The following is a 25,742-nucleotide window of genomic DNA, read 5'->3' as shown; positions in this document are numbered from 1 at the left end:
AAATCCCGGTATGGCCCATCGTACTTACCGGGACGCTTCCCTGTTTTTGCTTGCCCCGGAGGGTAATATCCTATTTTGCGACTGACAGGAACCATGTCCTCCTCCCAGCTTGAATACCGCGACTATGCCAACCTGCACCTGGACTTGGCGTGGATCTACAGCGGTATTGTCCCCGAAGCCTTCAGGGATGCGCATTGCCAGCCCGACTTCATGGGGGCATGGCTCGTTATCGACGGCGAAATCAAGCTGCAGCAACAGGGAAAAACTATCGTGGCCTACCCCGGCGAATGGCTAATCCTCAAGCTCGCCTATGGCACGCAGCATTTCGCCAAAAACACGCGTATCCGCTCGATCCGCTTTCAGGCCGAGTGGCCGGACGGCCAGCCCTTTTTCAACAAGGGGCTCAGCATAAAAACGCCCGCCTCCGCCTGCCCCGAGCTGGAGACTCTCTCCACCGAACTGTTGGAGTACATCCAAAACTCCGGCCTCAAAGCTAACTACGAACTGCGCACGCAGACGGTGTCTTTCGACTGCTTCATGGAAATACGTTCGCTGTTCAACAAGTGGTTTATCAAGCTACACAACCACCTCAACAGTTTGGGTGTCCATGCCTCACGCGGTGATATTCAGGACAATACCGCCCTCAACATCCTCCATCAGCTCAACCACATGCCGCTCGTCAACCAGCCGACGATCAAGGACATGGCCGAGCAGGCGGGCGTGTCGATCAGCCAGTTCAACCGTAAATTCCGCGAAGAGATCGGGGTCACGCCGAAGCGCTACTTTCTCAACCGCAAGCTCAACGCCTGCCGTCGCCTGCTGGCTTTTTCGGAAGTCCCGATCAAAGAAGTCGCCTACGATCTCGGCTTCAAGCGCCTGTCGGACTTCTCCGCCTGGTTCCGGGCCAACGAAGGCATTTCTCCGCGCGACTACCGCACGATGGCCACCGAGCACTGAGCCTACACGCCCAGCCGGTCGGGCATTGATCTCGACTCCACTCGTCCAAAACACGGAATTCGGCGGCAGCTATTTCTTCGGAGCACACACCGTCTCGCCTTCACGCATCTGGCCGTCAAGCAGGATGTGTTGCGCCGGGCCGTAACGCTTACCGAGCAAATCACTCAGCCGGTTGGAAGCTACGTATCCGATATTTCGATACGGAATGCAAACCGTACTCAAGCGGGGCATCCCGGCGGGAACGTGAATACCATCAAACCCGGTAACGGAGACATCTTCAGGCACCCGCAGGCCGCGCTTGAGCAATGCCCGGATCAAGTCGTAGGCCTGGTGATCAGCCGCACAGACAAAGGCTGTCACGCCTTCGCGCACTCGCTGGGCAGCGAGGTCAAAACTCTCCTCCAGCCCGACCATGCGCGACGGATGCGTGTTGATCATGTCCCCGGAGCGCATGCGTAACCCGATTTGCGTCATTCGTTCCATGTAGGCTCCGAAACGCCTCAACGCCCACCCAGCCTCCACCGCGTACGCCTTGGAATAAAAGCCGACCCTGCGATGCCCCAACCCATGAAGCCGGTCGATCACCATACCGACACCCTGGTAATGGTTAACATCCACACAGTCGAGATTACGGGCGTCCGCCTGCTCCACCAGCGAGACACAAGGGTATTTCAAGGCCAGTTCCACCACCACGCGGGAAGGAAAGGGATAGAGCAGCAGCAGCCCCGACCAGTGGCGGCCAGCGGTATTGAAGAGTTCCGCATAAGCCTCATCCTCCACCGTCTGCACCGCTGGATCGATGAAGTGCACCGACATGCCGACCCCACTCAACTGGCAATACTCGGATATGCCCTTGATCAGCAGGCGACCGGGACTCTCGTAGTCGAGCCGATGATACTCCTCCTCGCTCGTGCAAACCAACACTCCGAATGTCAGCCGGGAGCGTTTAGCCCCCGCCTTGCCTCCACGCATGACCATGTGATTATAGCCAAGCTTTGAAGCCAGCTCGAACACACGCGCCCGGGTCTCAGGATTGATGCCCGGGTGGTTAGTGAAACAGCGCGATACGGTCGCGCGCGAAAGGCCGAGTTTGTCGGCGATTTCCTGCTGGTTGGTCTGGGTCATGAATAAGTCGAAACGATCTCTCCCGTTATTTGCAATTACATGCAACAAATCAAGGAAAAGCCTTGACCATTGAAATGCAATTTTATGCAATTTTGGCATTAAAGAAATGCTGCCTCCGCCCATTTCCGAAATACCGAGTCTCAGTATGGCACGGCGCTGGCGGACGGAAAGACACACTCCTGGCACTCACCCGCCTTCGACCGGCCAGTTATCGGAGATACCTCCCGTCAACATTCACATAAATCCCAAACCCATCCCAAGAGAGATCGGTTCCCCATGAGCAAAGAAAAAATCTCCCGCCCCCGTTCGGCGTCCAAATCCGCTTGCGCCCCGGCAACAACTAGCCCGAACGACACGTTTGTCACCATCGACGGGACACGCTTCCAGTGCATTGAGCATGTAGAGCAAATGCCGCCGTTCTTTTTCAGCGTGATCAGCCCGGAGAATCACTGGATGTTTGCCGCCAGCAACGGTGCGCTCAGCGCCGGACGCGGATCACCCGACACCTCCCTGTTCCCCTACTACACCGTTGACAAGATCATTGACAACTGGAACACAACCGGGCCGCAGACCATCATTGTAGCTGACGGCTGCCGCTGGGAACCATTCAAACCCTACTCCAGGCTCCAGTATCCAGTCAACCAGCGCCTCCTCAAGAGTATCGACGGAGACATCATCATTTTCGAGGAGACAAACGGCGACCTGCAATTGCGCTTCAGCTATAGTTGGCAGACCTCGCCGAAATACGGCTTTGTCCGACAGGTAAAACTCGAAAACACCGGGCCAGTCAGCCGAAAATTGGCCGTTGTTGACGGACTGTGTAATTTTATGCCCGCCGGCCTGGATGCACGCACCCAGCTCCACTACAGTTGCCTCGGCGACGCCTACAAACTGAGCGAACTTGACACCGAACGCAAGCTGCTGATCCACCGGATGGCGTCTTCGCTCACCGACGAGGCAGTCCCAATGGAGTGCCTGCTGGCGACTGCCGTATGGTCGCACGGCTGGGACGGCAGCGAAGTGCTCCTTCGGCACGAGGATGCGGACGCCTTTCTTTCAGCTCCGTCAAAACACAAAGTAGTCGAGAGCGTCCGGGCCATGCGCGGATGCTACCTGAACGCCGGTCATTTTTCTCTCAAAGCCAAGGGCACCAAGGCATGGGTACAGGTGGCCGATATCCGGCAAACACAGCAGCAGGTGGCCGAACTCCAACTCCACCTGAAGAATCCGGAAAAGATCTGGCAGGACGTGCTTACGGACATCGACCGGGGACACAGCCGTCTGCAGGCACTGGTAGCCTCGTCCGACGCGCAGCAGCTATCAGCCGAGGAGGCCGTCACCGCTCACCATCACGCCAACGTTCTTTTCAACATCATGCGCGGCGGCGTATTCGAAGATAACTACACAGTCAGCCGCGAGCTCCTAACGCGTCATATAGAAACACACCACACCCGCCTTACCGAAACCGAAAAAGCCTGGCTCGCTCATCTGCCTGAGACGCTTTCCTTCCCTGAGTTGGTCGCCCGCTCGCGGGAGGAAGTCGGAGGCCCATTGGCCAGGCTCTGCCAGCAGTACCTCCCATTGACCTTCAGTCGCCGGCACGGTGACCCCAGCCGCCCCTGGAACAACTTTGCCATTCAGACCCGCGACGCCAATGGCCAACCCGTCGTCGGGTTTCAGGGGAACTGGCGCGACATTTTCCAGAACTGGGAGTCACTCGCCTGGAGCTTTCCGCGCTACAATGACGCTTTCCTTGCCCAGTTTCTCAACGCCTCCACTGCCGACGGTTACAACCCGTATCGCCTGACCTCCTCAGGCATCGAATGGGAAAAGCCCGACCCCGAGGACCCCTGGGCCTCTATCGGCTACTGGGGCGACCACCAGATTATTTACCTGCTCAAGTTCCTGGAGTTCTCCTTCGACCTCGACTCCGAGAGCCTGCGCAACCGGTTGGGCAATGCTGATTACGTCTTCGCGGATGTGCCCTATGAGATCAAACCCTTCGAGCAACTGGAGCGCGACCCTAACCACTCCATCCACTTCAATGCGGAACGAGACCGCCAGATAAGCGAGCGCACCCGGACCGAAGGATCTGACGGACGCCTGCTCCATGACAGCGCCGGCCGCCTTGTCACGGCCAGCCTTCTTGAAAAGTTGCTCATCCCGCTCGCCGTCAAGCTGAGCAACCTCGTCCCCGGCGGTGGCATCTGGATGAACACCCAACGCCCAGAATGGAACGATGCCAACAATGCCCTCGCCGGTTACGGCCTGTCCATGGTAACAACCGCATACCTGCACCGCTACGTCGGCTTCCTCGAAAAGCTGCTCAAACCCGTCCAGGGCGAGTTCGATTGCCATGAGAATTTCCACCAGTTTCTCGAGCATCTCGACGCTTTCTTTCAGTCGACGCCGGCCGTGGACAAGAAACCCAACCCCAAACGCACCTACGCCTCCATCCGTGCGCTGGGCAAGGCCGGAGAAGCCTACCGAAGCAGCGTTTACCGGGGCGAGAGCGGCACGCGCACCCAGCTTGAGGTCTCGCAGATACTCGCTTTCCTCGGGCGGGCACGGGCACACCTGTTTGCGTGCATCCGGGGCAACCAGCGCAACGACGGCCTCTACCACTCCTATAATGTCCTCCATATCGAACCCAGCCATCAGACTGCAAACATCGAGCGCCTTGGCCTGATGCTCGAAGGCCAGGTCGCCGTGCTCAGCTCAGGCGCAATCTCTCCCGCCGAAGCCGTGCGCATCCTCGATCTGCTCGCCGAAAGCCCGCTCTACTGTCCCCACCGCCAAAGCTACATCCTCTACACCGACCGCGAGCTTCCGCGCTTTCTGGAAACCAACCGCGTCAAGCCCGACGACGCCCGAGCCATCCCCCTGCTCAAGGCCATGATCGACGCAAGGGACAACACGCTGCTAATCTCTTCACCAAAGGAAAAATGCCTGCGCTTCCACCCTGCGATGGTCAACCGCTTCGCACTGGAAAAACGCCTCGACGAGATCGACCGCGACCCCGAACGGAAGGAACTGCTCATCAACAGCCGCGAGGCGGTGCTCGCGCTCTACGAAGCCACCTTCAACCACCGCTCATTCACCGGGCGCAGCGGTTCGATGTTCGCTTACGAAGGGCTGGGGAGCATTTACTGGCATATGGTTTCCAAGCTGATGCTGGCCGCAGCCGAACTTTCCCTGCAAGCCTCACGCATCAACGACAGCGCAAGCTTCGCCGCGCTCCGGCACCAATACTACACGATTCAGAACGGCCTTGGCTTCCGCAAGACTCCGCAGGAGTACGGCGCGTTCCCGGCAGATGCCTATTCTCATACGCCCGCACATGCAGGTGCGCAGCAGCCAGGCCTGACCGGGATGGTCAAGGAGGGCATCCTGTGCCGCTTCGCCGAGCTGGGTGTCTCCTATCGTAAGGGCGAAGTCGTCTTTCGGCCCCGGCTGCTGAGGCGCGAGGAATTCCTTAGCCAACCGCGTAGCGTCGATATTATCGACACGGCTGGACTCAGTACGCATTACACTGTGCCCGTCGGCGGACTGCTTTTCACCCTGGCGCAAGTGCCGGTAATCTACCACCTTGACGAATCGCCCGACACCCGCATGGAAGTGTATTTAGCGGACGGTTCGAGCCGGACAATCCCCTCCGACACCCTGCCGCAAGACCTCGCAGAGGAATTGATTGGCCGCACCGGAAGAATCAAGCGGATCGAGATCAGCTTCGCGATGTAGAGCAACTTCGCCCGGGAGGATTATTCGCCCTCACAGAATTTATGTGATAAATCGCTCTCCGGTTTTACCGCAAAAAGACGGGCAGGAATCGCCGTTCCTGCTCGCAAGGTCGTCATCGCGTTTACCGGGGAATATCGGGTATCGCCAACCCTGTATCCGTCAATTCATCCTGAAGTCGCTCGATGAGTTGCTCCCGTCGCGAAGCGAATTCCGGAGAGCCGATCACGTTGCTTTTTTCTTTCGGGTCCTCCTGCAGATCAAAAGCCTCCGTCCACTCAGGATGGCCGGGATAAGTCACCAGTTTATCCGTCTCCGTGCGCAGCGTGTTCGCCCAGATAATAGTCGGGTTATAAACAGCACTTCCATCTCAGGAAAATTCCTGAAACATGACTTGGGCTGCACAGTTCACGTTCGCCCCGCAGCCACCATTTATGACTTTCGGTAAGGAGTCAGCCGCGCCTGAAAGTCATCGATGCCTTCGCTCAGGCGGGCCATAACAGCGGCATAATTGGGGTCTTCGGCCAGGTTGATCGTTTCGCCCGGGTCGCTGCGCATGTCGAATAACTGTTGCGTTGGGCTGGGCACATAGCGATCCGTGTAGCGAATCAACTTATAGCGCTCATCGCGCCCCATCGCGCCCTCAAAGGAAGCTCCCGTCACAAGGATGTCGCGCGCGCGCTTACCGGACACATGTTGGCCGATAATGTCGTAGCCGCACAGATTAGGAGGAGTCGGGATACCGGCCAGCGTGCAGAAGGTCGGGAAAAGATCGATGCCGGAAGTGTAGGTCCGGTCATCTATCACGCCTTGCGGCAGGCGATCCGGCGCAGCGATTACCATCGGGACGCGGGCAGCCTCGTCGTAAAGAAAAGCTTTCGCGCTCAGGCCGTGATGGCCAAGACCTTCCCCGTGGTCCGAGGTGTATAGGATCACGGTGTTCTCGCTCTGGCCCGAGGCTTCGAGGGCGTCGAGGACCTGGCCGATGGCGACTTCCACCATCTCACAGTAGCGGTAGTACATCCACCGGTAAAAGCGCCAGTCGGTCTCCGTCCATGTGCTCACGGGCAGACGGCGCGGGGAGTTGCGCACTTTCATGGTGACGACCTCGGGTTCCGGCGGGCGGGCATAGAAGTTATCGGGCAGCGGCGGCAAGTCATCAATGTCCACCGGCAACTGGCCGTCCGCAGTACGCATGCAGGCCACCTGACAAATGTCGTGGGGGTTCATCAGCGAAACATGCGCGATAAACGGTTTGTCCTTCGTCCGGCTCAGCAGGTAAGATCTCGCCACTGCGCCAGCAGGCAGATCCCCGTACTGGCCCGCCGGGTGCATCCCCGTGTAGTACTGGAAGCTCTTGGCCGGATCGCGTCCCGAGGTGTGCCACTTGCCGAAATGGGCGGTCTCGTAGCCGTGATCTCCGAACCACTGGCCAAAATCGACAATCGCCGGGTCGATTTTAACTCCGTTCCAGGTGACTGCGTGTTCGACCGGCATGAGTCCCGTCAGCCAGGAAGTGCGCGTCGGCCCGCAAACCGGATCTGGCGAGTACGACATCGGGAAGTCCACGCCCATAGCAGCGATGCGGTCCGAGTGCGGCGTTTGCAGGAAGTTATTGCCCCGGTATCCGAAAGCATCGGCATGCCACTGGTCCGTGCTGATCATGAGGATGTTCGGCTTCCGGTTTTTCAGGATGGCTGGTGACTGTCCCCTGCCCCACTGTGGCAGGCTCGCGCCCGCTCCAACGATGGCTGCGGTTTTCAGGAAGTTTCTTCGAGATAATGCATTCATGCCAACTCCTCCGACTGTTCGAGCACAAAGGCGCGGTTCGGCCCCCAGCACACATAGATCACGACGCCATTCTCATTGAGCCAGTAATCGGCGGGATAACCGGTCGCTGTATAAACGGTATAGCCCGTCAAACCCTGGGCCAGTTTATTGCGCTGAAGCTCTTTCGGGGCATTTTTTATCCGGGCGGAGGTGACAAAACTCAAGGTCTCCTCCTGAAGCAAGGCCTCGCCCAAACCGCCCCGCGAAACGTCCGGAAAAGCGGCCATCAAGGCATAAACGGACGCGAAGGCCGGTGCCGCGCGGGCATTTCGTATTTCCCGCGTGCCCTGAGTTGTTACCGTCTGCACTCTCGCGTTTTCCCAACGGCCTTGCTCGACGATAGCAGGTAAGATCTCATTCCCGCGGGTCGTGGTGAAAGTCTGCGCGAGATTCCAGATCGTTGGGCTGCGCCAGGCGTTATCGGCGCAGCGCATTTCGCCGGAAAGGGTAAAATTCGATGTGAGGGGCCACTCGTGCGTGATTCCAAGATCGAATCCGCCGCGTTCAGTCCGGATATCGAGCCTGATGCCAGGGCGTTTGTCCACCGTAGGCGGCCACTGCGAATCCGCGCTGCTTTTGTCCTTGAACCACCGGGTCACACGCTCGCCATAGACGCGCCGGACCTGGGAGTTTCCCGCCACCGACTTCATACCGTCGGGCAAGGCCAACTCATCCGTCATTATATCAAAGGGGTGCCACATAAAGAGATAAGAGTTACATCAAAGGTTAATCCACAACCCGCACCGGTCAACGAATGCTCCTTAGGAAAAACGGTCAAAAAGTTACGCTTAAGGAAGGACGGAAACAGAGCCGGGTATATCTTAAACTTCGCCGCTAAATCTCGCCAACGAGTTTGAGCTATCGCAGATGAAAATATTCCTGGCGACAGGGGCTGAAGGAACGGTTCTACTTAAAGCGGTTGCTATCAATCCCCACGAGCCTGCTCAAGCTCCCGGTATTTACGCGGCGAGACCCCGTGTTCATCACTGAACCAGGCAGAGAAATCCGACAGGCGCGTAAAACCGAGATTGTAGGAGATTTCCTTGATGGGAATATCGGCCGCCCCAAGCAGACGACGGCAGGCATCACGACGCCGCTCATCGAAGTACCGCTTTGGAGTCACCCCGACTTCATCCCGAAAAAGGCGCACAAAATACGCGGTGGAGAGTCCCGCCAGACGCGCCAGATCGCTCTCACGTACCCGCTCGGAAAGTTCCAGGTGGTCGAGATAGTGCACCATCTGGGACACACGTTCATCCTGAATTCCAACCCTGGTCGGAGAGATACCGCGCCCGCTCAGCGCTTCGTATAGTTCACCAAACCACTCCCAGAACTTCGCCCGCACCGCGATAAAGCTGCTCAGGTTCACCGACTGCCCCTGCAATTCGGTCGGCACCGGGGGCAGGACTTTTTCCACCGCGACCCGCAGCTCCTGAGCTCGCAGTTCCAGCTCGGGGTGATCTGCTCCGCGCATAATCAGCGGCAGTCCCAACTCGAAGAACGGCTTGCGGTCAGGCCACTCCGCGCAGTAGCGGATAGACAATATCTGCGCCCCCTCGGAAAACTCCTGATAGCCCTCATTCTGAGCCATGATCAGCCAGTCACCCGGCGCGGCGCATACTTCCCGGTGACGCTGGCTAACTCGCACCGAGCCTTCCAGCACCAGCCATGCGCCCAGAAAATCTGAAGGGCAATGCCGTTTACGAAACTCATCTGGTACGCTTCCCTTGTACACCCAAGCCAAGTCGGCATGCAGGCTCGACCAATCGCGAAACTGGAGCAAAGAGGCCGGCTTCATTCTCCTGCCTTCCTACTCATGACATCCTCAGGGCAAACACTTATACTTCGCAACGTCTGTGAGGCATATCTACCAACGTGGAATTTCTTCAAATCATCACATCTCTCAATCATACACCGTTTTCCCAAGTAATGGCATATCCTAAAACGAATATTATTATTAAGAATCCATATATATACATCCAACAATCATGGCTCGGCTCATGAGCATTTCATTCGCACGCATAACACTGAGGCAAAAACGGGCAAAGCCCATCAGACAACGAGCACAGGAAAGGCATGAGAGACATCGGTTATAGCCCATACGCGGCTACCCTCGCAATGAGATGAGGTTAGGAAAAACAATCAAGTGGTTACCAATAAAACGCTTCATACGTCCCTATCACCACTCGCTCCCTTACTGTTTATCGCGCTTTTTTCTAACCTGATTCCTAAAAAACATAACCATGTCCGCTTGCTGCTATCCTTTTTCGAACCTAGCCTGATAGCAGTTAATTACCCGTATGAGTGCCCATAAGACAGATGGCACCGATACAATATCGCCCCGAACCAACGACTCAAAATACCATGACCATGAATGCATTAACACGTTCTGCCCTGCCCTTGAAATCAGCCCTCATCGGCGCAGCCGGACTCTTGTCCCTGGCCTGCGCCGCCAACGCGGCTGTCCTGGTCGAGTACCAGTTTGAGAGTACGTCTTCGCCCGTGAATGGCCCAACCATCGTCGATGAAAATATCACCGCTGACAATGCCACGTGGGAAGGCATCAACGGCACGGGCTCGGGTTACGGAGGCACCTACAATAGCGCCTGGACCCAAACGGCCAATCTCGGCCAGAGCTTTAATGACACCCAATTCCTGAGCATTACTCTTACCGCCGACGAGGGAAGCGCTCTGTACCTGAACTCGCTTACGTTCGACCTGGGTGGCACTCGCAACTCTGGCAGCAACAACTACACTGTTAATGCCGTCGTCCGCACGAGCGCCGATAACTACACCAACGACCTGGCCGTTAATACCGGCGGAGATACCATCGCCTCAACGACCTTCAACACAACGTCCCCGTCCTATAACACCTTCACGGTCGATCTGAGCGGCGCCCAATACCAAGGGTTGGAAACCATCGAGCTTCGCATCTACGCCTACGTTACCTCCACGCCCGTCACCACGATCTACTACCGGCTCGACAATGTCACTGTCGAAGGCTCGACTGTGATCCCCGAGCCCGCCGTGATCGGCCCGGTCTTCGCCGCCCTGGCCCTGCTCCTGACCCTGGGCCGGAAGAAATTCTTGTCCAAGCGTCGCTAACGGCCAATAACCTTTAGAGCGTTTCAAAAAATACTATAGCCACAAACTTTGAATAGCTAAATGGCTAATTGTTAATTGTTGGATGCCGAACATAGGAAATAACAATTAACCATTTAATCATTTAGACATTTGGCCCTTTTGTGACGGCTACGACTTTATTGGAAACGCTCTAAACATGCACGCCAACGCCTTGCCCATCGGGGCAAGGCGTTTTTTTTTGTGGCCGATTCCCGTATTGGAAAACAATGGCAAATCGCCATATCGGTCACAGGCAGCAGAAACGTGGTTATGCCTCAAACTTCCTCGGGCTCCCGGCCAGCGATAAGCTCCAGAAAAGCCGGAAGGATCGACTCGGCCTTGGCCGGACCGATACCCTTGACCTGCATGGCCGCGTCGGCGTCGGCGGGCTTCAGATCCGCCAGTTGCGCCAGGACGGCGTTGGGAAAAATTGTGTAGGCCGGAGCATTACCGCGGGCCCGTCGCATGCGGTCACGCAGGGCGACCAGCTTGCGGTAAAGCTCGCGATCCTGCACATCGTCGGGACTGGCGACAGCGGCTTTCTTTTTGCGGGAGGGGGCCGGACGTGCCGCTTCCGGCCAGTCGAGGGCGACCTCGTCCTCGCCGAACATGACCCGCGCCCCGCTCTCGGTCAGGCGCAATAACGGGTACTCACCCTGCTCGATTTCAACGAGTCCGGCTTCTTCCATCGCCTCAAACAAGCGACTGATAAATTTCGCTCCCAGCTCCTGAAGGATGCCAAAGGTCGGCAACTCATCGAGCCCGGACTGGGTCAGGCGGGCATCGTTTTTACCCAGCAGGCAGTGCATAATCTTCGTCCGCCCGTAACGTGGCTGCCATTCGTAGCGACTGTGCCGGTACGACATCCGCGCGACTCCGCTGAGAGCTTTTTGCAGGATGACGAACTCGTCCGGCAGGAGCGTCCGCGCGACCGATTCGCGCGAACACTGGTCGCAGCGCCCGCAATCCTTCTCCACCGGTTCGCCGAAGTACCGCAGGATCCACGACTGGCGGCACTCCTTGGCGTAGGCCATCTGGACCACGGCCTTGAGCTTGTCCAGATCGCGGCGGCGTTTTTCGAGCAGGTCCGCTTCGGGAAGCTCCAGCCCGCGCGCATCCACTTCAGGCTTGAGCAAGCGGGTGCCGCGCAACTGCTCACCGGGCACATCGAAGCGCTCCAGGTAGCCCCGGCGTACCAGGTGCCCGATCGCGGTATGAACGGCCATTGGGTTGTTCCTGCCCGGCAGGGCCTCGGTGATTTCGTCCACCGGCAGAAACATCTCGTGCTGGTCATTGCAGCGCGAGCGGATGAAGTCGTAAACCTCGCGGATCTTGCGCACCTCCGGATTCGCTCCTTCGACGAAAAAGTCCTGCACGCGCTTGTCCGCGTACATGAAAAGCAGTTCGCAATAGGCGGGCTTACCGTCGCGCCCGGCGCGGCCGGCTTCCTGATAAAACGCCTCCACGCTGCCGGGCATTTCATAGTGGCAGACGAAGCGAATGTCCGCCCGGTCGATACCCATGCCGAAAGCGCTCGTGGCCACGGCGACAGGGACTTCCCGGCGCATGAAGCGCTCCTGCGCGGCCTCGCGCTCTGAGTTCGATAGCCCGGCGTGGTAGGCACAGTGCGCGATCCCGTCCTCCCGCAGTTCCGCCGACACGGCCTCCACGCTCTTGCGCGTGGCGCAGTAGATGATGCCGGTGCCGTAGGCGTCGATGAGTTCGCGCAGGCGGACGGATTTGTCGATCTTGCGGTCGATCTCAGAGACGTTGAAACTAAGGTTGTCCCGGGCGAAACCCGAGACGAAGACCGACGGCTCACGCAATCCCAACTGGCGCTGGATGTCCTCCCGGACATCGGGGGTCGCCGTCGCGGTGAAAGCCGAGCATAGCGGACGGCCCAGTTGCTCGACCACGCTGCCGAGCCGCATGTAGTCTGGCCGAAAATCGTGCCCCCACTGGCTGATACAGTGCGCCTCGTCGATGGCCAGCATGGCGATGCGCGTCGTCTCCAACGAGCGTGTGAATGAGGCCGCCCGGAAGCGCTCCGGCGAAACGTAAACGAGCTTGATCTCATCCCGGCGCATCAAATCCAGCACTTCTTTCTGTTCCTCCCAATTCTGCGAGCTGTTAATCATGCCAGCGGGGATACCCCGAGCGCGCAGCGCATCTACCTGGTCCTTCATCAGCGCGATGAGGGGCGAGACCACCAGTGTCACCCCGTCCATCATGAGCGCGGGGAGCTGGTAGCAGAGGCTTTTACCGCCCCCGGTAGGCATGATCACGAGCGTGTCGCGCCGCTCGAGGATGCTGGACACCACCTGCTGCTGAGCATCGCGAAAATCATCAAACCCAAAGTGTTTCCTCAGTACCTGTCTTGCCTGCTGCACCCGGCCCATCCATACGGACCCTCCGGTGAAAGCCAAGAGCAAAGCTCCCTCTTTTCGGGAGCTTTAACCGACCACAGCTCCCACTCTGCAGGCTCTTACTGGAGCGAAGCCGGGGAAACCTCCCGCCAGCTTAGCAGCTTGAGCTCGGCAATGCCGCCGGATGAGCCGCCAGCATCCTCGGAGTCGCTTTGACCGCCACCACCCAGATTTGTGTCGTAGTAAAACTCAGCTCCGTTAGTGACCTCGATATACCGGGCCACAATCGCCCCCCGGAACTGCGACTTCGGAGAACCACCCACCCCGGCCAGCCGCACGTTGGAGTTGGGGGCGTTGATGACGCCGGTGAATACCTTGAAATTGTTCAGCACCACGTCCTGGTTGTTTTTCGCGATGATCTGCAACTGCGCTGGGTACTGCTGGTCAATTTGCTGCGCGTTGATATGGATGTTCTCGCCGGCCATGATGATGAGGGTCGCACCCGGCGCTATATTGACATCAGCCCCGAGGTTGAGATTGCGCTGCGCGTCGATCACGACATCCCCCACGATGTTGATCTGCGAGCCGTTATTGGAGTTGATGCGCTCGGTGCTAACCCACGTCGGCTGGTTCCACGAGCCGAGGCTGATCCGCGCCTTGTTTTGCCAGTCGTTCTGATCCATGGTCGAGACGGCTCGTCCTTCAGTCGTGGGGTAGTCCGGGCTCGGGATTTCCGCGTCAAAATCCGTGGATATCCGGTTCGGGTCCACCCCATACGTCATGCCGGAATCCGGCCCGATGACGGTGGCATTCTGCCGAGGGTCGTGCGGGTGAGAGTTCGAATAACCGATCGTGCCACCGCCGCTGCGCACCGCGCCGTGGATGTAGGCATTGTTGATGTTGATCGCCCAGCCGTTCTTCGACGGGGTGGCGACGACGATGTCGTACCCGGTATTCTGCCCGAAGACAGGGACTCCGTAGTCGGTGTCGCTGTTGTAGCTGGCTACGCGCATACCGGGGTTGTTGTGGTTGAGCTTGAGGCCGTCCTTGGCCACCATGCCGTAACCGAAAATGCCGCTGCCGGAAGAGTTCTCCTCCTGCGCAACGGTGCGCGAGGCCCGGACCTTGATCTCCACCGCGCTCTGGACCAATTCGCCGCCGACCTTTACCCCCGTCAACGCGGTGATGGTGTAAACCTGATCCGTATCGAGATTGACTGAAACGGTCGTGTCGGCCTCGTAGCTCCGGTAGAGTTTTTCCGAAAAAGACTTTGACCAGGAGCGCGTGCCCTGCGGATTCCAGCCATCCGAACCCATGTCGCCCTCGGTGATGGCGTGCATGGCCCGCTCAAGCCCCGACTCCGAGAGATGGAAGGCGGACTGACCGATCCCGTAATCCACCGTTGTCTCGTACTGCTGCATAAGCGTCCGGGTCTGGCTGAGAATGATCAGCAAGGCGGCGGTGGCGAAGATCAGCGTCACCAGAATAACGGAGCCACGGCGAGCGGAACGGTCTTTCATAGCGTCTTGTTTCTGAAGGTTATCATGGCCGTTTCGGTATCGACGGATTTGCTTCCACCCATGCCTTCACGCTCGGAAGTTACCCTAAGGCGGGCGGCATTCATGTCGATCTGGGTACCAGTTTCCTCTCCGAAACGGTCGTAGTAGGTGAAAAGCACGTGTGTCACGTTACCGATCAATTTCCGGGACGTCCCGTCGCTCACCGAGGTGCGGACGAAAGCCTGCCCATCCGGATCGAAGGCGTACCGGAGGCGTTCGCTGCTGCCGTCCATCCGTACCGTGGTAAACTCGAACACATCGCTGTCGGTCTGGTGCACCTGGCTGACAGCCCGCATCGAGCGCAGTACCGACTCGAAGGCAAACTGCAACTCGGACGACTGGTCCACATGCTGGAGCGACACCCGCGTACTCTGCCCCACGGAATAGAAAGCCGAATACGTTCCGGCCAATACCAGAGACAGGATACTTGTCGCGATCAGCAGCTCAACCAGGGAGAAACCCTTGTCTCCGCGGTCAGCGAGCCCGCAAGCCTCAGTTCGCGAGGCTGAATTTTTTGTCGGATAATCCATTTTCTGAAAAAACTGCGTGGCTACAGATCAGGTGATCTTCGCCACTCTGGCTCCAGTGCACGACGACGGTCGCTTTTATCAGCTCCGAATCTCCGTCCACATACTGGAGAAAACTGTCCACAGTGTAGGTCACGTTATTCTGCACGATCTCATCCAGATCGTGACTGAGCTTGTCGGACGGCGTGGAAATGTCATCCCCAAGGAGGCTGATCATCAGCGCGACGTTGGCGGAAGAGGCACCCGTGCCGTCGATCTCGTCCGCCATCTGCTCAAAAGTCCGCGTCCGATAGGCTTCGATGGCGGCATTGAGCTGGGTAAAGCCCATCCGGACCGAATCCGAGCGGTAGGAGATTTTACGCAACTGTGGCAGCGCCGCAATGCAGGCCATCAGCACCAGGCTCAGAATAAACATGCCGATCATCACCTCAACGAGCGAATAGGCGATCTTTCCGCGATAAACCGGGGTCCTGTCGAAAAATAAACGAGCCCTTTCCATCGCTTCAACCATTAAGCATTACCACCCATAAAGACATAGGCTATAAACCTTAAAATCGAATCCGGGTCAACGTAGAACCACCTGCGTTTGTCTTAATGATTTGATGAAATGGCCGTTCCCAGCCCGGCCTCAACGGGTTTGGCGCCAGACGAGGTTTTCAATATAACTTCCGGCTCCCTTGTCCGCCCGTCACAGAAGCGTAATAATGCGGCCTGTCAGACCGCTTTTCGGGCTGACACCTAACCCCTACCGATACCCGCATATGCAAGTCTCCGTTGATGACCTCTCACCCCGACGACCTTCCCTCCGCTTGACACCGCAGCTGTGCATCACCGCCCTGGCACTTCTCGGTTGCCCGTTACTGCACGCGGCCGACGAGATCGAAGCAGCCGACCCCGAGTATACTTTTGACCCCGACCTGGGCCAGTATGTGGACATCGACGCGGGCGGCTTTCGCGGTATCTTCGACCCGGCAGGCATCCGCAAAACCTACCACCCGACCGACGGCGGCGGACAGCCCTGGGCAATCGCCACCACGGCGGACGATATCCCCTACCTCGGCAACTGCGCCTGGTATTCCCATGTCGATCCTGACCTGAGCAGCACCACCGGCAACGGACGCAGCGAAAACATCGTCTGCCGCAAGATTCGCTTCGGCGACACGGTTTACGTCAGCTTCGCCTTCAAGGCGCTCGATACCGATTCGCTCTATACAGGAGGCACGGGGCAGAACTGGGTCTTCCTCGCGCAACTTTGGCAATCCGACGCGGGCAGGCCGCCCGTTTTCCTCTCCGTCAAAAGCGACAACTCCCTCGAACTGGCCAAACGGGACTTCCAGAACGACGACTACAACGATGCCGACACCGAACGCGCTACCCTGTGGGAAAGCGCCGACGATGGCTGGTACATGCAGGCGGGCCAGTGGTACCACTTCCGCCTCACCCTCAAACCCGGGCGTGACAACGACGGCATCATCCGGCTTGAGATCATGAACCTCCAAAGCGGCCTCTGGGAAATGGCCTACGACGGCACCAACATCGACGACGTCGGCAAAGCCTATCCCGCCGGCACCAACCCCGAGTTTAAGTTCAAGCTCGGCGGCTACATGGGCAAAGACCACTGGTGGAGCGCCCTCTACGACTCCATCCGCTATGCCGACACCGACGCCCGCTCCCTGCGCGACGGCCTGATCGGAAACGCCCGCCAGATCCTCAAGCTCGGCTACAAGAACACCGACCAGAGCAGTCGCGGAAACAACATCACCCTCAAAAACGGAGCCACCTGGAGCGGCACCTGGCTCTACCTCGACGGGACCGACGACTACGCCGTCATGTCCGTCCCCACCACCACCGGGGGCGGCTTGGCCGACTTTGACGTGGGCAACCAGTTGCGCATCGAGACAAACTTCAAAGTCACCGGCCCTCTGAGCGGCACAGCCGGAGTTTTTTACGCCAAAACCGATACCGGCGGCGAAGGCTACGGCATCCTCGTCAACGAGGCCTTCGACAAAATCACCTTCGTGGTCGGCCATCCCGACGGGACCGCCACCTGGACGCACTACCCGGTATCCGTGCAGACCACTTCTTCCTACAAGGCCGTGGCCACCTACAACCGCTTCGGCAACATCACCTTCGAGCTGTTCGAGGACGGCGTCAGCCTCGGCACGATGACGAACACCCACAGCGGTAAACCGATCGCCACCCCCACCGAGGTCTGGCTCGGCAAGCGCAAGTCCTACCTCCTCAACGGTGCCATCGACAGCGTACTGGTTTACAACAACATCAACGGCGGCACCTGACCCCGCGCCGTTTCGCTCGCCTGCCCGCTCCCTGTCTTAACAAAATCTTAATGGAAAGCGCCCTGACCTTAACTACCCTGGCGACCATTATCGGGGTAAACTGGGCGCATGAAGAACAAGGCATCGCAATCCCCCTGGTCAGCCAAGCTGATCCGGGGAGCCCTGCTGGCGAATCCGCGCCCGGCAGACCTTGTCACGATGTCCGGCAGCGGTCTGGACCCGCACATTTCCTTGTCCGCAGCGCAGTATCAGGTGGCCGGCGTGGCGGCGGCGCGGGGGCTTTCACCAGTTGTCGTAAACGCGCTTATCAAAGAATGCGCGACCGGGACCGGCGGCTTGGCGGGAGGCGCGGAGGTTGTCAACGTGCTTGAACTCAACCTCGCGCTTGACCAGCTAAGCCCGGAGTATCCCGCCTCCCCCGGCTCGCCCGGCTCCACGCGCACCGACGCCGGGAGATAATTTCCCCGCCCGAAGCAAGACTCGTCAACGACGGTCTTTTGGCTATTCTTATTCCCATTCCCATGTCACCGGAAACACCAGCCTCGTCTCCCTCCGGACCACCGTCCCGCAAAGGTCGCCTGAAGATATTTTTCGGGATGTCACCCGGCGTCGGCAAAACCTACGCCATGCTGGAAAATGCCCAGGCCCGGCGGCGCGAAGGACTTGATGTGGTGGCCGGAGTTGTCGAAGCCCACGGACGGCAGGAGACAGAGGCCCTGCTCGAAGGGATCGAGCCGCTGCCCCCGGCACGGCTGGCTTACCGCGGCGCTTCGTTCGCGGAGTTCGACCTCGACGGTATGCTCCTCCGCTCCCCGCAGCTCGCCCTCGTCGATGAACTTGCCCACAGCAACATCCCCGGCAGCCGCCACCCGAAGCGCTACCAGGATGTGCGCGAACTGCTCGACCACGGCATCAACGTTTACACTACGCTCAACGTCCAGCATCTGGAAAGCCGCGCCGATGCCGTGGAGGCACTCAGCGGGGCACAAGTGCGTGAACGCGTGCCGGACACCGTGCTTGAGTGGGCGGACGAGATCGAAGTCATCGACCTCTCGCAGGAAGAACTGCGCGAGCGTCTGGCCGAGGGAAAGGTCTATTTCGGCGATCAGGCGGTGACGGCGGCGGACGCTTTTTTCTCGGAAAAAAACCTCTCCGCCCTGCGTGAGATGGCCCTGCGCTCGACCGCCGAACGGGTTAACCTCGACCTGCTTCGCGCCCTCAAGCACGAGCGCGAAGCCCGACCCCTGCCCACCGGCGAGCGAATCATGGTCGCAGTCGGACCCAGCCCATACAGCAACCGCCTCGTCCGCTGGACGAAGCGCTACGCGGCCAGCCTTAATGCGAGCTGGGTCGCCGTCCATGTCGAAAGCCCCGAACCTCTCCCGCCCGACGCCGAACAGCGCCTGCACGCCAACCTCCAGCTCGCCCGCACTCTGGGTGCGGAAATCGTCTCGACCTCGGGCGAAAATGTCGCCGAAAGCCTGTTGCGCATGGCCCGCCGGGAACTGGTCACGCAGATCGTGGCCGGACGCTCGCCCGCATCCTGGCTGCGGCGGCTCACGGGCGGTTCGCTCACGGACCGGCTGGTTTCCGAGTCCGGCCCCATCGCCGTCCACGTCGTTCCCGCCGAGTCCCCTCCTGCCAAGCCTCGCTGGAAACGCCTTCAGGAAACAGGCGTCAACCGCCTCCGCGATTACCTCCTGGCCGTGGGCGGCGTCGGCCTCCTTGGACTGGTCAGTTATCCTTTCCGCGCAGACATCGGCTACCTCAGCGTGGCCCTGCTCTATCTGGCGCTGACCATTCTTGGCGGGCTTTTCCTCGGAAGGAGCGCGGTGCTCGCGCTGGCCGTCCTCTCGGCCTGCGCGTGGAACTTTTTCTTCGTGCCGCCCCAGTTCACTTTTCACATCAACTCCGGGCAGGACATCCTGCTGTTCTGCCTGCTATTGCTGGTCGCCGCCAGCATGGGGCAATTGACCGCCCGTCTCCACGCGCTCAACCTCGCCGAACGCCGCCGGGAAACGCGCACCTATGCTCTCTACCGCTTTCTGGACTGCCTCAGCCGCCAGGCCGCGCCTGCGGAAACCATCGACGAGGCACTGACCCACGCGCGCGAGGTCACCGGCTGCCGTGTCAACCTGCTGCTTGACGGGACGCAGATCAACGGACGGGACGCGTTTCCGGACGCAGTCCAACTCGACAGCCGCGAGAGCGGCGTCATCTCCTGGGTGGTCAAAAACCGCGACATGGCTGGGGCCAGTACGCAGAATTTGCCCGAGATTCCATCGCTTTTCCTGCCTGTGGAATCTGGCGAGAAAGCGCTCGGAGTCCTGCGCGTCGAGCTTGAGACCGACGTTCTTTCGCTGGCCAGCCGCGACCTGCTGATGCAGATGGCGCGTCTGCTGGGGCGCTTCCTCGAACGCGAAGCCATGCGCTCCCGCCTGGAGGAAGCCCAACTACTGGAAGCTTCCCAGCGCCTGCAAAAAACCCTGCTCGACACCGTCAGCCACGAGTTGAAGACGCCCTTGACCGTCATCCTCGGCGCCCTCGAACAAATTGCTCCCAGCCTGAGCGAAGCCCCCCTCCAGGCCGACCTGCTCCAACAGGCCGAACGCTCCTCGCGCCGCCTCCTGCGCAATGTCAACATGCTGCTCGACCTGACCCGTTTCGAGAGCGGGACCATCCGCCACAGGACCGAATACGTGGACCTGCATGACCTGGTCCGGCGCCTCCGCTCCGAGTTGGCCGAGGAGTTTGGGGATCGTGCGGCGGACATTGGCTTCACGCTCGGTGTCGAGTCGTTCCAGAGCGACGAAGCTTTGCTCTTCCAACTCCTCAATCAGCTCCTGCGCAACGCCCTCAGCCACACCCCTACCGGAACTGAAATCCATTGCGAACTAAAGCTGGCCGACAACGACTTGAGCCTTGTCGTCCGTGACAACGGTCCCGGTCTGCCGGATAACCCCGATTCGCTCTTCGCACCTTTTTCACGCGGTCCCCAACACCGATCCAAGGGCCTCGGCCTCGGGCTTTCCATCGCCCGGCGCATCTGTGAAAATCTCGGCGGCTCGCTCACTGCCGATAATGAACCCGGCGGCGGCGCACGCTTTTCGGCCACACTTCCGCCCCCCACTGTATCCGCTCAGCCATGACAGCTCCCCTGACCATCGCCCTCATCGACGACGAGCCCGCAATCCGGCGACTCCTTCGAACCGCGCTCGAAGGTGAACACCACCGCACCGTCGAGGCCGGCAACGGCGCAGACGGACTCATCTGCGTTGCCCAACGCCAGCCCGACGTGGTCCTGCTCGACCTCGGCCTGCCCGACATGGACGGGCTGGAAGTCCTCGACCGCCTGCGCGAGTGGACAGATGTTCCCGTCATCATCATCACAGTCCGAGACGAGCCCGAAGAGAAAATCGCCGCCCTGGACTCGGGGGCGGACGATTTCATCACCAAACCCTTTCACACCGGCGAACTGCTCGCCCGCATCCGTAGCGTCTGCAAGCGCCTCCACCCCGCCGAGCAGGGAGCCCTCCTTGAAGCCGGACCGCTTCGGATCGACTTTCTCGGACGCGTAGTGAGCGCGGGCGGACACCCCGTAGAGCTGACGCCGACCGAGTACCGTATTCTCCAGACTCTCGCCCGGCACCACGGCAAGATCGTCACAAAATCAACCCTGCTGCAACAGGTCTGGGGAGGCGCGGGCACTACCACCGACGAGCACCTGCGCGTCCACCTCGCCGCCATCCGCAAGAAGCTGCGCGTCCGCGGTTGCGACGACCTCATCCAGACCGAGACCGGAGTCGGCTACCGGCTAGCCGCGCGCAAGAGCTGAGTACGCGCACACAGAAAGCACCAAGAGCGGATACACTGCTCACCGGAAACAGCCCTCTATTTACCCACAAGCGGGGGAAGCGGGCTATTTCTCTGTGCGCATTTCCGCTGGAACGCCGTCGAAGAAATCGACCAGCCCGGTTTCCAGCGAATACTCGGCTCCAACGACCAGCAGGCCTTCGTTGAGGATCAGGCGTTCGAGTAGTTCGGAGCCGCTTCTGAGCGACTGGGCGGCCATGCGTACATTGGACCGGACGGCCCGGTGCTTGAGCGTCGCCTCGTCCTCGCCCTCGTGGATCAGTTCCTCAACCGCCGGACGTATGCGGTTCACGATCGACGACAGGCCGCGGGTATTTTTGCACTCAGGGTTGCGGATCGCGTCAAGCGTCGCGCTGATTGCCCCGCAACGGCTATGCCCCATGACGACAACCAGCCGGGTGCCAAAAGATTCCGCCGCAAACTCGACACTCCCGATCTGCGAGGAAGCCACCACATTACCGGCCACGCGGATGACGAAAAGATCCCCAAGCCCCTGATCGAACACGATCTCCACCGGCACACGCGAATCCGAGCATCCAAGAATGACCGCAAAGGGCGCTTGCCCGGCCACCAGGTCCGGCTTGTGAGCCTGGCTCAACATAGTATCAAGACTACGTATACCGGTAGCGAAACGCTTGTTACCTTCCTGCAGCCGTGAGAGTGCTTCCAACGCATTAATCATCACCGCTTAAGGTGCAAGAAGTCTCTCTTATGGCAAGGCGCGAAGCGTGTTTTTACCCACCTGCCCAGGGGCTGCCTCGCCAAGCCTCAGCCACACGAGACTCGGGCGACCCCAAATACATAAGGCGTTTACAAACAACTGAATATAACAACCAAAAACCCGGACAACGTACAATTACCTGTGCGCCGTGCGCGTCCGGTGAGCGCCGCAGCCGTCCATCATTTGGAAAAAATCACCGCGCGACGAAGGACACGCGCGGGACAGAATAACCGGATGCCACTGGGCGGTTCATGCCCGGCAACACTTCGACAATGGCCTGGCAATCAGCCCTCCGACGCACTGTCAGTTGCCGGAGGCTTGGGCTCAAGCATCGGCCGCAGGGTCCGGTAGCAGTGCAGGTTTATCCCCGCAAAAGCGGGATCACCGGCAAGCGCGGCATTGAGCTCGCGCACAGCGGCGATCAACTCGCTGCCCTCGCGTCCGTGGAAGGTAATGCTGGGCGTCTCATCCAGCGTGACCGTCTCCAGCGACAGGTAAACGGAGCCGCCGGTCTGGCGGGCGTAGTCCAACTCTTCGCTGGAAATGTCCACGACCGAGTTACCGCCGGTCATTTTCGTCCGGTAGGACATGATCCCGATGCCGTCGGAAAGGTCCTGGATGTGCTCATCCAAAAACTTCGTGCTCCCCCCAAATTCGACCGCCAGTTCCTCCCGTCCGTTGTACCAGAACGGGATGTCGTGCGTGATGGTCAGCTCCGGGTCGACGGCCTTTACCTTGTCGTCGATGGCCCGCATCGTCTCCAGCAGTTCGAGCGCGACCTGCTTCTTGTCGGAGGTCTTCCAGCGCTTCGTCACGTACGGCTCGATGTCGTAGTGAAACCCGCTGAACCCGGCCTCATCCGGCTGGGCCGCATGAAAGGCCAGCACGGCGTCGAGGCGGGCCAGTGTGTCGGCCCTGTTCGCCGCGAACCCCATGTCACCGGCCCCATCCAGCGCCTCGACGCTGATTCCGGCCTCACGGGCCATCGCCATCAGCGCCACCCAGTCCTCCGTATTGGAAAGTTGATACGCGCCCGCCTCCTTATCGAAGCGGACCTGCACAAATATCCGGGAAATCCCGAGCTCACGGCAAAACGCAATCAGGGCTTCACGCTCCTGAGGGTCGGACAAGGGCTCCGCCCGCCACACCCACATCCCGAGGTTCGCGCCGGGCGCGATCAGGGTCTCCCCAGCCGACGCCACCCCGTTCTCCCCCACGGGAGTGGAATCAGTAGCCACCGCCGTCACCGGGCTGGCAGCAGACGCCACCACCGGCAATACCGCCAGCGCAGCCAGCGCGCAGAGGGTTCGGGCTTTTCCGCCTAAGCGGAGCACTTCGGTACGGTCAAAAGGAAATCGTTCGTTCATCTCTCTAGGGTGAATGGTGTTTTTACATCAGTGTCGGACAGCGCCCGCTCTACATTTGTTCTGAGCGCACGCGGTCCCAAGCTTCTTCCCGCAACGCGGATCGAAGCTCAACTTGCTTGATTCGAAATCTCAGGTGGAACCGACAGGATAATCCTGAGTCGGCATCGCCCCGCCCCCGATTAACCGGGCAGCGAAACCGGACCACTCCGGCCTACCGCTGACGGCGCCCGCGCCAGCGGAGGAAGGCCACCAGCAGAACCGTCCCCAGGCCCGCCATGCCGGCGTATTCGCCGGGTTCCGGGACCATGACGGCGCTGATGGAATCGACATAGACATCCTGCCGCACATTGCTCTGCTGATCGTTTTCAAAGCGCAGGCGGATGCTCGTGATCGCCGCCAGCGTATCGCTGAGTGATCCGCTGCCATCGACCCGTTCCATTTCCGTCGTGTTCAGGTTAAAGCTGATCGTGGTGTAGCTGGCTGAGTTCAAATCGACCGCGTACGCACTTGTCGTCTGCCAGATCGAGCTGCTCGTCCCGCCCTGGATAGCCAGCCGCAACTGGGTGTCGGAAGCCGGAGCGTCATAACCATCCCGCGTCACGAGATAGAGCGTGACTTCAACCGAGGTGGCAGCGCTAAGATCCTGCACAGCGGACGGGACAGTGGCCATACGCATATTGGCATTATTACCCGCGCTCCAGTCGAGATAGTACAAGGCCGCGTTCGAGCCGCCCACGCCCTCGCCGGGAGCCAAAACCGCCGCTCCGGCCGAGGCCGCCCCGCCGAATGAGTTCCAGACCGCCTGCAACTCGCCCGTCGTCGAGTACTCGTTGAAATTATCGATTGTAACCTGGGAGAACAGATTTCCGGCAGTGGCCACAGCCACGAACAATGAGCATGTTAACAGCTTGTTCATATACGTCTTGCGTTGATGGTTTTGGGAGATCAGAGAGAATCGTGATTTACTTCACTTAATGAAGTATTTCACCAACTTTTCATTCCGTCAACTTTTTTCTCAAAATTTCCCAGCTGTGGCTGACCGGGCAGCCTCGCTCTCCATGTGCATACCGGGGGCTTGAGGCCGAGAGAGGTTAAACCGGACTGCTCTCAATACGCCCGTGCCAAGGCCGTCTCCAGCGAGTGGTGCAGGACCGCGAGCGCGGCACCTTTGGAGAGATCGGCCAGCCCGTTTTCGGCGAAGCGAATGTCGAAGACGCGATTTGAAATCGGGATCAGGTAGCCGCGCAAGGCATCCGCGAGCACGTTGAAATACTCCCCCTCCATAGAGGCATACTCGGTCGCCACGACAAGGTGGCCGATGTCGAGCAGATTGACAACCGAGGCCAGATGCCGCCCCAGTCGGGAGAAAAAGACTGTGGCATCGTCGTGCCCGCGCAGGCCCATTTTTCGTAGTTCCGAGGGAATCAGGACCGCATCCTCCTCTCCCACGGCCTCCAATTCGCCCGCCGCGTAATTGGCCCCGCGGTAGATCTCGCCGTTGACGGTGATGGCCAGCCCCAGCGAATAGGGCGAGCCCAGCGAGACAACCCGATTGCGCTTCACCAGCAAATAGCCGGAGTTGTACCAATACTCGCCCGGATTCATGTGCTGCTCGTAGTAACTGCCGTAGTTGACGTTGCGATCAACGAAGACCGGAAGCTTCAGCTTGCTTTGCAGGTGCTCCTGCATCGGATAGTTCTGCAGGTTCAGCGCTCGCGACAGAATCACCGTCCCCCTCTCGCGGTTGACGACACCGGGCACGGACACGCCAACCCCACAGAGTTGCGCCATGTCCAGTCCCGCCTTTCGGGCCAGCGACTTGATCTGCGCGGGCAGACGGGCGGGCATCTTTTCATCCCAGTCCTTTTCAAAGACAGCCTCCGCCAGCAAGGTGCCGTCCCCGTCAAAAACACATATCTCGTGCGCAGCGGCGTGGAAGTTGATCCCCACCGAACAGGCGGCCTGGGGATTGATGCGCAGCAGGGTTTCCTTCGGGCCGACCCGTCGGCTCTCCCGCGCCTCGCCTTCCACCACCAGGCCCGAGCTGATAAGCTCCGCGATGATGTTCGAGATCGTGGAGGCCTGCATATGCGTCTCCGCGGCAATCCGCCGCTGGGAGTACTCTTCGCGCGAATAAATCAGCCGCAGGACACGCAGCCGGTTGGCGACCTGAGCCTGCTTGCGGTTATTCATCGGCTTACCGCCCTCACGTGGCTCCACCGCGGGCGCCACACGCTTACGATCCACAATCTCCATCCC

General features: G+C 59.6%; 20 protein-coding genes. 7 read left to right on the top strand and 13 right to left on the bottom strand.

The window, feature by feature from the left end:
• The first annotated feature begins 93 nt into the window (after positions 1-93).
• On the top strand, positions 94-957 hold the full coding sequence (locus H5P28_RS01520; protein WP_185673938.1) for a helix-turn-helix transcriptional regulator: 864 nt from the start codon (positions 94-96) through the stop codon (positions 955-957).
• Positions 958-1,026: 69 nt separating this feature from the next.
• Here H5P28_RS01520 and H5P28_RS01515 read toward each other — a convergent pair whose 3' ends face one another.
• Positions 1,027-2,082, bottom strand: a complete 1,056-nt coding sequence (locus H5P28_RS01515) for a LacI family DNA-binding transcriptional regulator (protein ID WP_185673937.1) — start codon at positions 2,080-2,082, stop codon at positions 1,027-1,029.
• Positions 2,083-2,358: 276 nt separating this feature from the next.
• Here H5P28_RS01515 and H5P28_RS01510 point away from each other — a divergent pair, with 276 nt between their 5' ends.
• Positions 2,359-5,823 carry a hypothetical protein gene (locus H5P28_RS01510; protein WP_185673936.1) on the top strand — a complete coding sequence of 1,155 codons (3,465 nt, stop codon included), beginning with the start codon at positions 2,359-2,361 and terminating at the stop codon, positions 5,821-5,823.
• 121 nt (positions 5,824-5,944) lie between these two features.
• Here the strand turns inward: H5P28_RS01510 and H5P28_RS19970 are convergent, their stop codons facing one another.
• From H5P28_RS19970 to H5P28_RS01490, 4 genes are all read right to left on the bottom strand, one after another.
• Positions 5,945-6,145, bottom strand: coding sequence for a sulfatase/phosphatase domain-containing protein (locus H5P28_RS19970; protein WP_343075465.1), 201 nt, complete (start codon positions 6,143-6,145; stop codon positions 5,945-5,947).
• 107 nt (positions 6,146-6,252) lie between these two features.
• Positions 6,253-7,611 (bottom strand): sulfatase-like hydrolase/transferase, encoded by a 1,359-nt coding sequence (locus tag H5P28_RS01500; protein ID WP_185673935.1) that lies wholly within the window; start codon positions 7,609-7,611, stop codon positions 6,253-6,255.
• Positions 7,608-8,330 carry a hypothetical protein gene (locus tag H5P28_RS01495; protein ID WP_185673934.1) on the bottom strand — a complete coding sequence of 241 codons (723 nt, stop codon included), beginning with the start codon at positions 8,328-8,330 and terminating at the stop codon, positions 7,608-7,610. The genes H5P28_RS01500 and H5P28_RS01495 overlap by 4 nt, the downstream gene beginning before the upstream one ends.
• Before the next feature lie 245 nt (positions 8,331-8,575).
• The gene (locus H5P28_RS01490) at positions 8,576-9,448 is read right to left on the bottom strand and encodes an AraC family transcriptional regulator (RefSeq protein ID WP_185673933.1); all 873 of its coding nucleotides are present in this window, start codon (positions 9,446-9,448) and stop codon (positions 8,576-8,578) included.
• A 572-nt stretch (positions 9,449-10,020) separates the two neighbouring features.
• Here H5P28_RS01490 and H5P28_RS01485 point away from each other — a divergent pair.
• Complete coding sequence (locus H5P28_RS01485; protein WP_185673932.1) at positions 10,021-10,755, top strand: hypothetical protein; 735 nt, start codon at positions 10,021-10,023, stop codon at positions 10,753-10,755.
• Positions 10,756-11,048: 293 nt separating this feature from the next.
• Here H5P28_RS01485 and H5P28_RS01480 read toward each other — a convergent pair whose 3' ends face one another.
• From H5P28_RS01480 to H5P28_RS01465, 4 genes are all read right to left on the bottom strand, one after another.
• A complete protein-coding gene (locus H5P28_RS01480) occupies positions 11,049-13,172 on the bottom strand; it encodes a RecQ family ATP-dependent DNA helicase (protein ID WP_185674240.1) in 2,124 nt (707 codons plus the stop codon).
• 86 nt (positions 13,173-13,258) lie between these two features.
• Complete coding sequence (locus H5P28_RS01475) at positions 13,259-14,659, bottom strand: DUF7305 domain-containing protein (protein ID WP_185673931.1); 1,401 nt, start codon at positions 14,657-14,659, stop codon at positions 13,259-13,261.
• Positions 14,656-15,228: a PulJ/GspJ family protein gene (locus H5P28_RS01470; RefSeq protein ID WP_185673930.1), complete on the bottom strand. Its 573-nt coding sequence runs from the start codon at positions 15,226-15,228 to the stop codon at positions 14,656-14,658. The genes H5P28_RS01475 and H5P28_RS01470 overlap by 4 nt, the downstream gene beginning before the upstream one ends.
• A complete protein-coding gene (locus H5P28_RS01465; protein WP_185673929.1) occupies positions 15,191-15,736 on the bottom strand; it encodes a PulJ/GspJ family protein in 546 nt (181 codons plus the stop codon). The genes H5P28_RS01470 and H5P28_RS01465 overlap by 38 nt, the downstream gene beginning before the upstream one ends.
• Before the next feature lie 298 nt (positions 15,737-16,034).
• On the opposite strand from H5P28_RS01465, the gene H5P28_RS01460 reads away from it, so the two are divergent.
• From H5P28_RS01460 to H5P28_RS01445, 4 genes are all read left to right on the top strand, one after another.
• A complete protein-coding gene (locus H5P28_RS01460) occupies positions 16,035-17,522 on the top strand; it encodes a heparin lyase I family protein (RefSeq protein ID WP_185673928.1) in 1,488 nt (495 codons plus the stop codon).
• 108 nt (positions 17,523-17,630) lie between these two features.
• Positions 17,631-17,981, top strand: a complete 351-nt coding sequence (locus tag H5P28_RS01455; protein ID WP_185673927.1) for a potassium-transporting ATPase subunit C — start codon at positions 17,631-17,633, stop codon at positions 17,979-17,981.
• A gap of 62 nt (positions 17,982-18,043) precedes the next feature.
• Positions 18,044-20,671 carry an ATP-binding protein gene (locus tag H5P28_RS01450; protein WP_185673926.1) on the top strand — a complete coding sequence of 876 codons (2,628 nt, stop codon included), beginning with the start codon at positions 18,044-18,046 and terminating at the stop codon, positions 20,669-20,671.
• Positions 20,668-21,357 (top strand): response regulator transcription factor, encoded by a 690-nt coding sequence (locus H5P28_RS01445; RefSeq protein ID WP_185673925.1) that lies wholly within the window; start codon positions 20,668-20,670, stop codon positions 21,355-21,357. Before H5P28_RS01450 ends, H5P28_RS01445 begins: the two co-directional genes overlap by 4 nt.
• Positions 21,358-21,441: 84 nt before the next feature.
• Here the strand turns inward: H5P28_RS01445 and H5P28_RS01440 are convergent, their stop codons facing one another.
• The 4 genes from H5P28_RS01440 to H5P28_RS01425 form a co-directional block, all read right to left on the bottom strand.
• Positions 21,442-22,077 (bottom strand): carbonic anhydrase, encoded by a 636-nt coding sequence (locus H5P28_RS01440; protein ID WP_185673924.1) that lies wholly within the window; start codon positions 22,075-22,077, stop codon positions 21,442-21,444.
• A gap of 323 nt (positions 22,078-22,400) precedes the next feature.
• Positions 22,401-23,483: a hypothetical protein gene (locus tag H5P28_RS01435; protein WP_185673923.1), complete on the bottom strand. Its 1,083-nt coding sequence runs from the start codon at positions 23,481-23,483 to the stop codon at positions 22,401-22,403.
• A 211-nt stretch (positions 23,484-23,694) separates the two neighbouring features.
• Positions 23,695-24,399, bottom strand: coding sequence for a hypothetical protein (locus H5P28_RS01430; protein ID WP_185673922.1), 705 nt, complete (start codon positions 24,397-24,399; stop codon positions 23,695-23,697).
• 191 nt (positions 24,400-24,590) lie between these two features.
• On the bottom strand, positions 24,591-25,676 hold the full coding sequence (locus H5P28_RS01425; protein ID WP_185673921.1) for an ROK family transcriptional regulator: 1,086 nt from the start codon (positions 25,674-25,676) through the stop codon (positions 24,591-24,593).
• Positions 25,677-25,742: the final 66 nt, after the last annotated feature.

This window comes from Ruficoccus amylovorans (assembly GCF_014230085.1).
GTDB classification, from domain to species: Bacteria; Verrucomicrobiota; Verrucomicrobiia; order Opitutales; family Cerasicoccaceae; genus Ruficoccus; species Ruficoccus amylovorans.
Note: the sequence above shows the minus strand (reverse complement) of the source record. Positions and strands in the feature narration are given on the sequence as shown.